This is a genomic window from Eubacterium sp. An11 (assembly GCF_002161065.1).
Taxonomy (GTDB): Bacteria; Bacillota; Clostridia; order Lachnospirales; family Lachnospiraceae; genus Anaerobutyricum; species Anaerobutyricum faecale.
Genome location: NZ_NFLV01000023.1, coordinates 1 through 14889, shown reverse-complemented (window position 1 = coordinate 14889; position 14889 = coordinate 1). Strand labels below are relative to the sequence as shown.

11 protein-coding genes are annotated in these 14889 nt (G+C 49.5%); 7 read left to right on the top strand and 4 right to left on the bottom strand.

Annotated features, from left to right (window positions below; translation table 11 throughout):
* Positions 1–42 precede the first annotated feature (42 nt).
* Positions 43–2049 carry a PTS system trehalose-specific EIIBC component gene (gene treP, locus B5E53_RS14135; protein ID WP_087316146.1) on the bottom strand — a complete coding sequence of 669 codons (2007 nt, stop codon included), beginning with the start codon at positions 2047–2049 and terminating at the stop codon, positions 43–45.
* Positions 2050–2285: 236 nt separating this feature from the next.
* Here treP and treR point away from each other — a divergent pair, with 236 nt between their 5' ends.
* From treR to B5E53_RS14115, 4 genes are all read left to right on the top strand, one after another.
* Positions 2286–3011, top strand: a complete 726-nt coding sequence (treR, locus tag B5E53_RS14130) for a trehalose operon repressor (RefSeq protein ID WP_087316144.1) — start codon at positions 2286–2288, stop codon at positions 3009–3011.
* An 83-nt stretch (positions 3012–3094) separates the two neighbouring features.
* Entirely contained in the window at positions 3095–3964 is an 870-nt protein-coding gene (locus tag B5E53_RS14125) for a recombinase family protein (RefSeq protein ID WP_087316142.1), read from the top strand.
* A 176-nt stretch (positions 3965–4140) separates the two neighbouring features.
* Positions 4141–4665: an ECF transporter S component gene (locus tag B5E53_RS14120; RefSeq protein ID WP_087316140.1), complete on the top strand. Its 525-nt coding sequence runs from the start codon at positions 4141–4143 to the stop codon at positions 4663–4665.
* A gap of 12 nt (positions 4666–4677) precedes the next feature.
* Positions 4678–5202 (top strand): manganese catalase family protein, encoded by a 525-nt coding sequence (locus B5E53_RS14115; protein ID WP_087316138.1) that lies wholly within the window; start codon positions 4678–4680, stop codon positions 5200–5202.
* Between the two features lie 38 nt (positions 5203–5240).
* Here B5E53_RS14115 and B5E53_RS14110 read toward each other — a convergent pair whose 3' ends face one another.
* From B5E53_RS14110 to B5E53_RS18920, 3 genes are all read right to left on the bottom strand, one after another.
* On the bottom strand, positions 5241–7187 hold the full coding sequence (locus B5E53_RS14110) for an FUSC family protein (protein WP_087316136.1): 1947 nt from the start codon (positions 7185–7187) through the stop codon (positions 5241–5243).
* A 12-nt stretch (positions 7188–7199) separates the two neighbouring features.
* Positions 7200–8174, bottom strand: a complete 975-nt coding sequence (locus B5E53_RS14105) for a D-2-hydroxyacid dehydrogenase (protein WP_087316134.1) — start codon at positions 8172–8174, stop codon at positions 7200–7202.
* A gap of 77 nt (positions 8175–8251) precedes the next feature.
* A complete protein-coding gene (locus B5E53_RS18920) occupies positions 8252–8452 on the bottom strand; it encodes a hypothetical protein (RefSeq protein WP_140401506.1) in 201 nt (66 codons plus the stop codon).
* A 129-nt stretch (positions 8453–8581) separates the two neighbouring features.
* Between B5E53_RS18920 and B5E53_RS14100 the strand changes: the two genes are divergently transcribed.
* The 3 genes from B5E53_RS14100 (at position 8582) to B5E53_RS14090 (ending at position 14376) form a co-directional block, all read left to right on the top strand.
* The gene (locus B5E53_RS14100) at positions 8582–10087 is read left to right on the top strand and encodes a C39 family peptidase (protein ID WP_087316133.1); all 1506 of its coding nucleotides are present in this window, start codon (positions 8582–8584) and stop codon (positions 10085–10087) included.
* A gap of 335 nt (positions 10088–10422) precedes the next feature.
* Positions 10423–11604, top strand: coding sequence for an iron-containing alcohol dehydrogenase (locus B5E53_RS14095; protein ID WP_087316131.1), 1182 nt, complete (start codon positions 10423–10425; stop codon positions 11602–11604).
* Positions 11605–11790: 186 nt separating this feature from the next.
* Positions 11791–14376 (top strand): PEP/pyruvate-binding domain-containing protein, encoded by a 2586-nt coding sequence (locus tag B5E53_RS14090; protein WP_087316129.1) that lies wholly within the window; start codon positions 11791–11793, stop codon positions 14374–14376.
* Positions 14377–14889: the final 513 nt, after the last annotated feature.

Genomic DNA, 14889 nt, shown 5'->3' with positions numbered 1-14889 from the left:
CTCGTCTTGAGGATGCTGACATTTCTCAGCAAATGTTTTTCCTTACTCAAATGTGGCAACGACAGTCTCGCCTGCCTTTGCATTTTCTGTAAACTGATACTGAATATTTTCTGCCCTGCCCGGATCAGAAATAATGCACATGGTCACGTCTCTGTGTCCGGCCGCCTGAATTTTCTCCCTGTTGAACCGGATCAGCGGCGTGCCTGCTTCCACTCTCTGTCCTTTGGTGATGAGATACTCAAAACCATCCCCGTTCATATCCACGGTATCAAGACCGATATGCAGCAGGATCTCCATGTCATTGTCCGCCTTGATGGCGCAGGCGTGGCGGGATTCATCCATGGTCACGGCAACTTCACCGGCCACCGGAGAAACCAGCACTTCATTTTCCGGGATGATGGCGATGCCGTCTCCCATGATTCCCTCGGAGAACACGCCGTCTCCCACTTCTTTTACCGGAATCACCTTTCCGTCAAGGAAAGCAACCAGCTCCTTCGGCATCTCTTTTGCGGCAGAAACTGCATTACTGCCTGCATCAGAAACTTCATGATCGGACATTTCGTCCTTCCCTGCTCCCTGTGCGTCTGCAGCGGCAGTGTCTTCTCCTTCCATGACAGCCGGTCCGTATTTCTGGGAAGCGGTCAGTTTCTTCTGTCCCACGATCAAAGTCAGCACAAACGGAATCACGATGGCAATGACCATACAGATGGCAAAGCTGAGCATGGACTGGGTCTGAATGGAGAGGATTCCCGGCAGTCCCCCGACACCGATGGCGGATGCTGTGGTGCCTGTGGCCACGCTGACAACGCCGGCAATGGCGGAGCCGATCATACCACACACAAATGGAAATACATATTTTAAGTTCACACCGAAGATGGCCGGTTCCGTTACACTTAAATAACAGGAAACACAGGATGGAATGTTGACTTCCTGGGCTTCCGCATTCTTTCTCTGCAGAACGATCATGGCGAGAACTGCGGAGCCCTGTGCGATATTAGATAAAGCAATCATCGGCCAGAGCATGGTTCCGCGATAGTCAGCGATCAGCTGCAGGTCGATGGCATTGGACATATGGTGAAGTCCTGTAATGACCAGCGGCGCATATATGAAACCAAAGACAGCGCCGAATACAACACGGAAGGAACCGGTGATACCTGCGAAGACCAGAGAGGAGATGGCAGAGCCAATCTTCCAGCCGATCGGTCCGAGGATAAAATGTGCCGCAACGACGGCGAGAACCAGACTGCAGAACGGCACGACGATCATCGAAACCACCGCAGGCGTGATCTTACGGAAGAACTTCTCAAGATATACCAGAGTAAATGCGGCCAAAATCGCCGGAATCACCTGAGACTGATAACCGATCATGTTCACTTTAAAAAATCCGAAATCCCACGCCGGAATATCCGCTGCGGCTGTGGTTGCCACATCGTAAGCATTCAGCAGCTGTCCGGATACCAGGGTCAGACCAAGAACAATACCAAGCATCTGGGTGGTTCCCATCTTTTTGGTCACCGACCAGCAGATACCCACCGGCAGCATGTGGAAGATAGCTTCACCGATGAGCCATAAGAAGCTGTCCATGCCGCTCCAGAACTGGCTCAGATCACAGAGGGTCTTCGTTCCGTTTTCAAAAAGATAAAGGCTGTCGATGCAGTTCCTGAAACCGAGGATCAGACCACCGGTGATGATGGCCGGGATCAACGGCGCGAAAATCTCCGCCAGTGCTGTGACGATTCGCTGCAGCACGTTCTGATTCTGCTTGGCGGCCTGTTTCACCTGATCCTTGCTGACGCCTTCCACGCCGGCAACCGCCACAAAGTCATTATAGAAATCTGCCACCGTATTGCCAATGATCACCTGAAACTGCCCCGACTGGGTAAAACTTCCCTTGACCACCTTCATGGCTTCGATGCCTTCTATGTCCGCCTTTCCCGGGTCATTGAGTACAAAACGCATTCTGGTCATACAATGCGATACTGCGGCAATGTTGCTCTTTCCACCTATCAGTTCCAAAAGTTCTTTGGAATCTTCCTGATATCTTCCCATTACTATTCCTCCCTATCATTTCTCCTTGAATAAAGCATCGGTTTATTGTTTAAACAAGTTCCGGAATTTATGCATCTATCTTGTTTAAACAAGTTTGATGATTTATTTATAGCACACTTGTTTAAACAAGTCAAGAACATTTTTCTATCTTGTTTAAACAAGTTGTATTTTTTCATTTTTCTGTTATAATGATATTAGTTACCAAACATTTACTATGAGAAAATAGAGGAGATTTTATGCCCAGAGTAAAATTTAATGAGATATATAAAGACTTAAAATCTAAGATAGAGACGTCCGAATATGAATATCAGCAGATGCTCCCGTCGGAAAACACCATGGTGGATATCTATGACTGTTCCCGCAATACGGTCCGCCGCGCCGTCTCCATGCTGACCGATGACGGCTATGTGCAGCCGCTGCACGGAAAAGGCGTCCGCGTCATCTACCAGCCTGTCCACACCAACAGTTTTCTCATGGGCGGCATCGAATCCTTTCAGGAATCCGCCCGGCGCAATCACCGGACCACGGTGACAAAAGTAGTACAATTTGACGAGATTGTCTGCGACGAGCGGCTCTCCCGCCGCACCGGTTTTCAGCCTGGCGACGAACTTTATTATGTGCGCCGCGTCCGGTATCTGGACGGCAAACCGCTGATTCTTGACACGAACTTTTTTCTGAAAAGTCTGGTGCCCGGCCTCACGGAAGCCATCGCCGAGACTTCCATTTACGAATACATTGAAAATGAGCTGGAAATGGCCATTGTGACCAGCAGAAGGACCATGACCGTGGAACACGTCACCCCGGCGGACGAGTCCTTTCTGGAACTGGGCGATTACAACTGCCTGGCAGTGGTCACCGGCCAGACCTTCAACGACGACGGCATCATGTTTGAGTACACCCATTCCCGCCACCGCCCGGACTACTTTTCCTTTCAGACCACGGCCACGAGAAAGAAGAATTAATTTCTCAGACTAAGTGGCCGGAATACGGAATACTCCCCCTATCTTCTTCATATTTCTTGTAATAACCATATTCACAGGAGTTCATGATGTTGCGAACTGCCGCCTACTGCCGGGTTTCCACCGACAGGGAAGAACAGGCCCAGTCTCTTCGCAGCCAGCAGCAGTACTTTGCGGACTATATCCGGCAGCGGGAGGACTGGACATTGACCGAAGTCTATTATGATGAGGGGATCAGCGGAACGCAGACAAAGAAAAGAGCGGGATTTAACCGGATGATCGACGACGCCATGGATGGACGGATCGATCTGATCCTCACCAAGGAGGTGAGCCGTTTTGCCAGAAATACGGTAGACGCTCTGGCCTACACGCGGATGCTTCGGGAACGTCGCATCGGCGTGATTTTTATTCTGGATCACATTGACACCAGAGACTGCGACGGGGAACTGCGGCTCACTCTCATGGCAAGCCTGGCCCAGGAAGAAAGCCGCAAGATCTCGGAGAGGGTGAAATGGGGACAGAAAAGGAGAATGGAGCAGGGTGTTGTTTTCGGCCGGGATCTTCTTGGCTATACCGTGCGGGATGGCCGGCTTTCCATCCATGAACCGGAGGCCTTCGTCGTCCGGCGCATTTTTCACAAATATACGGAAGAAGGAAAGAGCGCCCGCCGGATTGCAGCGGAATTGCTGGAAGAGGGCTTTTCGCCCAAATATGCCGCCCGCTGGTCTCCCGGCGTCATCATCAAGATTCTGAGAAATGAAAAATATGTCGGCGATCTTTGTCAGAAAAAAACTATCACTCCCGACTATCTCACCCATCTGAAAAAATCCAACCACGGAGAGGAAGCTTTCATCACCATCACAGACCACCATGCGCCCATCATCGATCGGGAGCTCTGGAACCGGACGCAGGAAGAACTGGCCCGCCGCTCCCGGCGTCGTCCGTCCAAAACGTGAACCTATCCCATGCAATCTGACCTGTACAAAACATCTGACCGACCTGCCCCAGCCATCTCTTCGCTGACGGTAGATTCCTAATCTGACCTTTATATTTGTCATGAATTGGTTCTATATGACATGCCAGTTTTGTGATATAGTGGCACATGTACAAAAAAGAAAAATGAGGTGACATCATGAAACACAAAATCAGTACTTTTTCCCTTTGCTGCGGCGCCCTTCTGACCGCCCTTGTCTGCATCATGACCATGGTCATTCAGATTCCCATTCCTCTGGGATATGCACATCTGGGCGACGCGATGATTCTGCTGGGCGTGGCATACTTCGGACGGAGGGAAGCCGTCTGGGCCAGCGGTATCGGCTCTTCTCTGGCCGACCTTCTAACGGGATTTACCCAGTGGGTGATTCCTACATTTTTCATCAAGGTCATCATCGTACTCATTGCCAGCCAGCTGATGTTCGATAAAGAAGGCGGCTACCGTCTCTGGCACCCGCGCAATCTGTTCGCCGCTGTGCTTTCCATGGCGTGGATGGTCATCGGTTATGTTGTCGTCGGCAGTATTTTATATGGAAGTATTCCTGCGGGACTGGCCTCCGCACCGGGCCTGATTCTGGAGGGCGTTGTCAATATCGCCGCCTACTACGCCATCGCCGCGGCTCTGGAAAAAGCCCATGTGCGCCGCCTGCTCCATGCAGAGTAAAATAACACAAACATTCGCCGCACCCCCTGCATCCGTCCGCTCCCTGACAGCGGTTTTGTCACCGATACAGGTACAGAAGAGTTAAATCACATCGAGATGATCTGTACCATCGTCCATCAGCTGACACGCAATCTCACTGTGGAACAGATCAAAGAACAGGGGTTTGCCGATTACTATGTGGATCACACCACCGGTCTGTGGCCGCAGGCCGCCAGCGGCGTGCCGTTTTCCGCGGCGACCTTCCAGTCCACCGGCGACCCGATCGCAGACCTGACGGAAGACCTGGCTGCGGAACAGAAAGCCCGGATCACGTACGACAATATCCTCCGTCTCGTCAAAGACGACCCGGACGTCTACGGCGCCATCAAATTCCTCCGGGCCCGGGAAATCGTGCATTTCCAGAGATTCGGCGAAGGTCTCAGGATCGTGCAGGATCATCTGGACAGCCGGAACTTCTACGCCTTTAACCCGGCCTTTGATAAAGGCGTAAATGCAAACAGTAATGGCTGCTGCAGGAACGGACGCTGCCGGAGATAAAAAAACAGGGCGGCAGTCAAAACGCTGCCGCTCCCTTTTTATCTTTCATTTCCCGGAATACATGTCCGGTATCGTCCCAGCCGCTCCGCCCGGAGTACGTATTTGTTCAGCACATAATTTACTTCCGGTTCCAGGTAACTCACCTGTCTGCGCAATGCCGCGACCTCCTTATTGTCAAACTTCGGATACAACGCTTTTCGCATTCTCTCTATAAAGTCTTCGATACGCTCCCTTTCCTCCGGATGTATCACCCCCGCACTCACCAGATAGTGCATCTGTTCCAGTTCTGAAAACATATGCCACAGGGTCAGAAGAATTACCCGCAGTCCCTCGTAAGTGGGCAGTCCGGGATGTTTTTTCAGATATCCGATACATTCTTCATAGATCATATGAAAATACGTGAGGATTTCTCCGGACACCGACAGATCTATGTCTCGTTTCAACCCTTTTTCGATGATTTTCCAATAGCTGCAGTTTAAGCGCAGAAGCGCTTTAATATTATAGCGGAAAAGCGCGTCTCTGCGCACCGGGAAAAAGAAACGGTTCACCACAAACACAATCGCTACCGCTGCCATGAGAAACAGCAGCCGCAGAGTGATAGCCGTGGTCTCATTCATGACCATTCCCGCCAGCGTCAGCGCATAGCAGGTAGAAAAGATCGGATGATACCAGGTTCCCGGCGTGGAACAATACATCAGCGAAATCATCACCAGCGCAAAAGCCAGCTGTCCGACGATTCCCGGCAGAAACGGATGCAGCAAAAACTCAATACAGCAGCCAATCAATGTCCCGATGGGTCTTGTCTTCATCCGGTAACTGCTCTCCTCGCAGCTGGGCTGCACTAAAAGAAACGCGTTGAGGGGAATCCAGTAGGAATGTGTGACCGGCAGCACATAGCTGACCACACAACTGATGGTCATGACAGCAGAAACCCGCATAGCCACACGGGTCTCAAAGGATTCCAGTGAAAAACGCATCCGTATCTGCTGCCAGATTTCCCGCCAATTAACCTGATGAAGTCTTTCCATCGGCGTCTTTTTTCTGTTCCGCGTCTTTAAAATCAGGATCATCATGTGAAGCATGCTCCGGCAGAAGATCCGGATTCTTCCTTCCGGCACCACCATACGGTCCAGATACATCTGTGCGATTTTTATCTGCTTATCACTTGCCGGAGGATCCAGCCGTTCCGCCGTCTCCCTCAAAAAAGTGGCGATCCGCCCCAGCAGCAGAATGCCCTCCTCATCCATCTCGCTGCGCCATTCTTCGTCTGTGATCAGGTAGGAAAATCTCTGAAGCAGGGTATTTACCATATCATAAATCTGATTCTCTCTGGTTCTGGTGGAAAAAAAGTTCTGATGGTAAGAAGTCTGGTTGAAATCATGGAGCAGATTCTGAAAACGCCGTTCCAGTTCTTTCTGCTTTCCCTTTTGAAAAAGCAGGAACATCATGCCCGAAACTTCACAGAAAATGTACTCCAGCGTCAGAGTCTGCGTTGAAGTCCGGGCAAAAAACCGGTAATATCCTCCGATGAAAACCGCCAGCAAAATCACACAGAACCAGAAAACCGTAAGCTCCTGTCCCAGCCCCGCCAGGTTATCCGGGGGGATCAGGGACAAAAACACAAAAATCATGGCGTAAGAAAAGTATCCCTTCGGTTTAAACTGTGTACTCTGGGTAAATACCAGGCAAAACGGCACAGTGATGTTCAAAAGAACACACATCCAGAGACTCCATGAACTCACATAGGCCAGCACCACCAGCAGGCTTCCCACCAGAATAAGTCTTATGTACCGTATCAGCGTATTATCATTTTTCTTATATCTTGTCTTAAAAAAGACTGTGATGATGGACACCATCATCGCGTAATGGATGCCAAAGAGAAAATAGACGCTCAAAAATGTGGTGAGGAAAAAGAGAATCACCGGAAACGTTGACCGCAGGGACTTCCAAAATGTTTTTCTCCATTGTGATACCTGCTCTGCCATAACCCGTCCTTTCTAATTCACCACATTGACCGGCTCTCCGGCAAGAAATGCCCGGAGATTGTCCACCGCTGTATCCATCAGTCTCTGCCGGCTCTCCCTGGAAGCCCAGGCGATGTGCGGCGTGATAAAACAGTTTCTGGCTGTCAGCAGAGGATTGTCGTCGCGGATTGGTTCCGTGGAAACCACATCCACGCCGGCGGCGTACACCTTTCCACTGTTCAGCGCTTCCGCCAGATCCTTCTCCTGCACGATCGGCCCTCTCGCAGTGTTGATGATAATGACTCCGTCCTTCATTTTGGAAATATTCTCCCGGCAGATCAACCCTTCTGTCTCCGGAAACAGCGGACAGTGGACCGAGATAACGTCCGCACGCTCAAACAGCTCCTCTATGGTAACCATGGATACCCCGTCGTCCTGTACATTTTCTAAAACACTGTGTCCCGGCCTGCGACAGGCGATCACTTTCATCCCAAAGGCCCCGGCAAGCCGGGCCGCAGCCTTTCCGATATGTCCGTATCCGATGATCCCCATGGTTTTTCCGGCCAGTTCCATCAGAGGATAATCCCAGAAACAGAAATCTTCCGACCGCTGCCACCTTCCCTCATGAACTGCCTGGCTGTGGTGTCCGGTCCGGTTGCATATCTCCAAAAGCAGCGCCATCACATGCTGAGCCACAGCGGCGGTACCGTAAGATGGAATATTGGTCACTGGTATCCCCCGCTTTGCGGCTGCGTCCACATCCACCACATTGTATCCCGTCGCCAGCACACCGATATATCGAAGCTTCGGCGCTCTCTCAATGACTTCTCTGCCGATCAGCGTCTTGTTGGTACAGATGATCTCCGCATCTCCGATCCGCCGGAGTATCTCTTCCACATCCTCCCGGGGCGTCCGGTCATATACTGTCAGTTCTCCCAGTTTTTCAAAACCTTCCCAGGATAAATCCCCGGGATTCTCCGCGTATCCGTCCAAAATGACAATTTTCATATCAATTCTCCTTTTTTATTACATATTTTTATTTCTGTGCCGGATTCTTAATTTTTTTATTTCCGGCCTGCTTATTTTTATTCTGTTTCTATCTTATCACTTCCCGTTCCTTTTCTCCACCTAAAACTTCCGCACCGGTCATCCGGCAAAAGTTCTCTCCTAGTCACATTTTTCAAGTGTAATGGTTTTAAATATGTCTTTTCGGACACATTTCCTATGTTTTCCTGAAAAAATACTAGTTTTTCCATGTTTTTATTCATTATTTCGTAAAATTTCACAATTAATTCACCGTAAACCGCTCACAATCTTTTATTTTTATGGTATAATATAAGCTCCTTCCAGGGAGTTTGAAACAGAGAGATATTTATAAACCATTACATCTATATATAGGAAAGAAGGAATCACACTTGCACTTTTTAAAACATTTTACAGTGTGGGGGCTTTGTGCCATCATGCTTGGGACACAGCCGGCTCTTACCTATGCGGCAAAGACTCCGGCTCAGGAAACGGATACATATTCCACCACAAAATCAGAGACAAAAAATCCGTCAAAGGAAAGTTCTCCGGACGATGAGTCTGCTCCGGATTCCCCTGATTCCAAAGGAGATTCTTCGGAAAGCTCCGATGATACTGACAGCGGCGAAGAAACCAGCACCTCATCCTCCACAGAGGGTACCACGGAAAGTTCGTCTTCTGAATCCGAAACCTCTTCCAGCACGGAAGCAGGCACCGGAGGCAGCACAGAAAAAACCGACAAAAAGGAAGACACAGAGGAGACGAAGAACACTTCTTCCAGTGAAAGTTCCGAAACTTCCACCAGCAGCAAAAAGGCTGCCTCCACTTCCAAAAAAGAAGAAACTTCTTCTGAAGATTCTGACAAAGACAGTTCTTCTGACAAAAAGAATGCCAAAAAGTCTTCCAAAGATGAAGCAAAGAACACAGAAGACGAAAAAGAGCTGAAGAAACTGGACGGCACAGTCATTGACGAAGAGGAATCCGCGGAAAAAGATGAAGATCCTTCCGCGATCATTCCAAAAATTTACGGAAGCGCCCAGATTGTCACCAGAGATGACGCGGAATACATGGGGGACTTCGTTTATTTCAATCAGACTGACAGTATCTGGAACCAGAATGGATATCAGATCGCGTCCGCCGGCTGTGGTCCGACTTCCATGGCGGTGGTCATCTCCTCTCTCACTGATCAGTGGGTGACCCCGGTGGATACTACGGTCTGGGCATATGAGCACGGCTACTATTCTTCTGCCGGTTCCGCCCACGCACTGATCCCCGCCATATCTGAGGCCTACAGATTAAATTGTGAAGGCGTCGGCACCGACTATGCTTCCATCAAAAAGGCTCTCAAAAAAGGAAAACCGGTGGTTGCTCTCATGGGGCCAGGATATTTCACAAGAAAAGGGCATTTCATGGTGCTGATCGGCATCGACGATGATGACAATGTCACTGTAGCCGATGTGGGAAGCCGGACACGTTCCGCCTATAAATACGCGCTTTCCGATATCATCGCTCAGTCCAAGAGCGCCAGCGCCGGCGGACCGTTCTGGGTGATTTCGAAACCGAAACAGAAGAAGAAAAAAGCCAAAGAAACTGTCACCTACACATCTCCGCAGAACGATTACGTCATCTACGTCAAAGATGGTGAAGACGAGAAGTCTATCACTTTCCATCTGGGAGATAAGGTCTCTTACAACGGCACTTACGGGCTGATCGTCAAATTTGAAAACAGAAAAGCCTACATCACCGGCGAAAACGGGGAAGCACTGACCACGGCGGACGGTGAAAAGGCCATCCCTCTGTCTGATCTCCGAATTGCCAGGGAAGCACCTCAGACCGTGCATCAGGCAGTGGCATCCATTGTAAAAAATGAAATGACTGACAAAGCGGCAGGCAGGTAATTTCCGTATATTTCGGCCGCGAAGGGCAGACGCCTCCAGCAGGCGCTGCCCTTCGCGGCCAATTTTTTGCAATTTTCTCTTTTCACTCCTGCATTTTTCGTTATTTTTAAAACAATTTCAACGTCAGGATTTTATATATATTTCTTCTTTTCTTTCCTGTTTCTTCACATTTTTTTCCTATCTCACAAATTTTCTCCTGTCATTTTTAGGATTTTTTCACATTATCAAAAATAATATAAAAATTTTTCTTAATTTTACTTGTATTTTTACAATTCTATGTTACAATGAGATTGTTAAAAAAAACACATTTTCTTTTTTATGTGAGGAGGAGCGTTATGAGTCGTTTTACTTTACCTAGAGATATTTACCACGGACCGGGCAGTCTGGAAGAATTAAAGAACCTGAAAGGAAAAAAAGCCATCCTTGTAGTGGGCGGCGGTTCCATGAAACGTCAGGGCTTCCTTGATAAAGCCGTCGGCTATCTGAAAGAGGCAGGTATGGAAGTGGAAGTATTTGAGGGCGTTGAGCCGGATCCATCCGTGGAGACTGTTATGCGCGGTGCTGAGGCTATGCGCAAGTTTGAGCCTGACTGGATCGTTTCCATGGGCGGCGGTTCACCAATCGACGCTGCAAAAGCTATGTGGGCATTCTATGAGTATCCGGATACTACTTTCGAAGATCTCTGTATTCCGTTTAATTTCCCGGAACTGAGACAAAAAGCTAAATTTGCCGCTATTCCGAGTACATCCGGTACCGCTACAGAAGTTACCGCATTTTCCGTTATCACCAACTATGAGACCGGCGTAAAATATCCGCTGGCTGACTTCAATATCACACCGGACGTTGCCATCGTAGATCCTGATCTGGTTTCCGGACTTCCGGCAAAACAGGTGGCTTACACCGGCATGGACGCTCTGACCCACGCCATCGAGGCTTATGTATCCACTCTGAACGGACCGTTCACTGATCCTCTGGCACTGCAGGCCATCGAGATGGTTCTTGATTATCTGCCGGCTTCTTACCATGGTAACATGGACGCCAGAGAACAGATGCACTACGCACAGTGTCTGGCCGGCATGGCTTTCTCCAACGCGCTGCTGGGCATCGTCCACTCCATGGCACACAAGACCGGCGCTGCTTTCTCCACCGGACATATTCCGCACGGATGCGCCAACGCTATCTATCTGCCATATGTTATCAAATATAACGCAAAGGATCCGGTAGCTGCTGCACGCTACGCTGAGATTGCCCGCCGCATGGGACTGGACGGCACCAGCCAGAAGGCGTTGATCAACAGCCTGTGCAAAAAGATTGATGACTTTAATGTCATCCTCGGCATTCCAAAGACTCTGAAAGAATTCGGCATCAATGAAGAAGAATTCAAGAGCAAGGTCGCCAATATCTCTGAGCTGGCCGTTGGCGATGCATGTACTGGTTCCAATCCTCGTGAGATCACTCCGGCTGAAATGGAACGTCTGTTTACCTGCACCTATTACGGAACCGAGGTAGATTTCTAGTCTGCTTTTCAGCCGTCATATCCGGCGAAGGCTTGCGCCTCCCTGCCGGATATGCTATGATAAATACAGTTTCAGCAACAGGACAAAGAAGTTTTGTGACTTCTTTGTCCTGTTTTTTATCGCATAAAATAAAACAGCCGGATGCCTTTGCCGGCACCGGCCCGGAGAAAGGAGCGGAAAATATTTATGGCAGCTTTTGACAGAATACGAAGCGGATATGCTGGTCTCGACGCATTGCTTGATTCCATCCGTCTCGGAGACAATGTGGTCTGGCAGGTGGACGATGTGGAGGAATTTCGTATCTTTGCGGAACCTTTTGTCCGTCAGGCAGTCAGAGATAAACGGGATGTCATTTACATACGCTTTGCGCATCATGACCCGGTCATCAAAGATCTAAGCGGTGTGACCGTCCGACGATTTAATCCGGATGAAGGTTTTGAGGCTTTCACCGTGGCCATTCACAATGAAATCACTCTTCACGGAAAGGACGCGTTCTATGTGTTTGACTGTCTCTCAGAACTGCAGTCTGTCTGGTATACAGATCTGATGATGGGAAACTTTTTCCGGGTAACCTGCCCCTACCTGTTTGAGCTGGATACGGTGGCTTATTTTCCACTGCTCCGGGGACGACATTCCTTCGACGCCGTGGCAAGGATCCGGGATACCACCCAGCTTCTGCTGGACGTCTATTCCGGCGGGGACGATATCTATCTGCATCCTCTCAAGGTATGGAACCGATATTCGGGCCAGATGTTTCTGCCCCACCACTTTTCAAGAAAAGACGGGCAGTTCCGCCCGGTGGAGGGCGGCGTTGGCATGAGTCGGTATTATCAGCTTCTGCAGAACCTTTCCTTAAATCATCCGGACCAGAATTACGACAGCTATGACCGTTTCTTTAATCTGGCAAAAATGGAATATACCCGGGGAATCTTCAGTGAAGATACCGAGGAACAGATCATCGACAGCACCATGACAAAAGACGAGCGGCTGAAAAAGCTGGTCCGGCAGTATTTCACTCCGGATGACTATTTTTTGCTCCGCAACCGGATGATCGGCAGCGGTGCCATTGGCGGCAAAGCCTGTGGTATGGTTCTCGCCCGGAAAATCTGTGAGACAGAGATCCCGGAGTTCACAGGACACAACGAGCCCCATGACTCTTTTTATATCGGCTCCGACGTTTTTTATACCTACATTGTGTCCAACGACTGCTGGCGGCTCCGCATCCGGCAGCGGACAAAAGAAGGCTATTTCAGCGCCGCCGGAGAACTTCGGGACCATCTGCTCACCGGACAGTTTCCGGCCAATATCCGGGAACAATTTCTGAACATGCTGGAATACTACGGGCAGAGTCCGATCATCGTCCGCTCTTCCAGTTTTCTGGAAGACGGCTTCGGAAATGCTTTCGCAGGAAAATATGAATCTGTCTTCTGTGTCAATCAGGGGAGTCCTCAGGAACGTCTGGAGAAATTTGAACAGGCTGTGCGGCAGGTATATGCCAGCACCATGAATTATTCTGCTCTGGAATACCGCTACCAGCGCGGACTGGATACCAGGGACGAACAGATGGCAATTCTTGTACAGCGCGTGTCCGGATCCGGATATGGCAATTATTTCATGCCCGGCGCCGCCGGAGTCGGCTACAGCCACAGTACCTACAAGTGGATGCCGGATATGGATTCCTCTGCGGGAATGCTGCGCATCGTCATGGGTCTTGGCACCAAAGCCGTGGACCGGACCTCCGAAGACTATCCACGTCTGTCCAACCTGGACCGCCCTACAGCCACCATTTACAGCACCACAGAGCAGAAACACCGGTATTCCCAGCGTAATATCGATGTGCTGGACTGCACGGAAAACTGCGCCCGTGAGCTTCCTTTAAATCAGCTTCTTCCTGTTCTTCCGCTTTGGTACAAAAAACTTCTTCTGGAACACGACCGGGATGCGGAAATGCTCCTGCAGCAACGGGGTATTTACCGGGATGTGTGGTTTGTCAGCTGTCAGGGTCTTCTGTCCAACTCCGGGTTTACCGGACTGATGCAGTGCATTCTTCACACCCTTGAAAAGGTATACCATAACCCGGTAGATATCGAATATACGGTAAATATGGATGAAACCGGGGATTTTGTCGTCAATCTTCTGCAGTGCCGTCCGCTTTATACCAGCAAAAAGAGCAAACAGGTTGATTTTTCTAAAATAGAATGGGACGACATTTTCTTTGACATTAAAGACGCTTCCATGGGCGCCTCCGACCGCCGCCCGGTGGATGTGGTAATCCAGGTAGATCCGGTTCTCTATTACAGCTATCCATACAACAAAAAGTATGACGTGGTATCTGCCATTCATAAAATAAACCGCCATTATCAGGATCGTAAAGGGACTAAAGATAACATTATGCTGATGACACCGGGGCGCATCGGCACCTCCTCACCTGAGCTGGGCGTACCAGTAGCTTTTGGAGATATCTCAAACTTTTCCATTATCTGCGAAGTGGCTGACAATCGGGTGGGTTATATGCCGGAACTCAGTTATGGCAGCCATATGTTCCAGGATCTGGTGGAAGCGGAAATGATCTACTGCGCCATCTGGAATAATCAGAAAACCCTGTCCTTCCGCCCGGAACTTCTCCTGGACCAGCCGGACATATTCCTGAAGATCTGCCCGGAATATCCGGAGCTTGCCGGAATGATCTCCGTAAGAGAAAGCAGGGGATTTACTTTTGTATTTGACGCAGTATCTAATCACGCCATGTGCGGAAAAATACAGGAGAATTAGGATTTGTCGCTTTGAACCTATAGGTTTTGAAATGATCCCGGCGAAGAAGAACAGACGGAATTTGCGGTCTTATATGTATCATAGAAAAACACAGTCAGGGAAGTCTCCTCCTCCACTTCGGCAGGCTGGTAACCGGATTCCTTTTTGGTAATTACCATCGACGCCTGCGCTCACAGTCGTCGTCGATCTTCCCTGATCCGTTTTTCTATCACGATTCTACCGTGCCGCAAATTCCTGTCTCCTGCATCACCCGGATTATAGCAAAAGTACCTGATTCAAACCGACAGAAGAGCTACCTGTGTGGCCTGCTCTGCAGGTTTATACCAGACAGACACAACCATAAATTTGGGTATCAGTTGATTTGTCTGTAGCCATAGACTGCTGTTTTGCCAGCGTAGCACAGGATTTTTGCAAAGGTGGAACAAAGATTTTTCCAATATACAGATGCCATTCGGAGTGCATACAGTTTCCGACCGCGAGCTGTGAGGGAGGACTGTCTAAGACCTGGAGAAA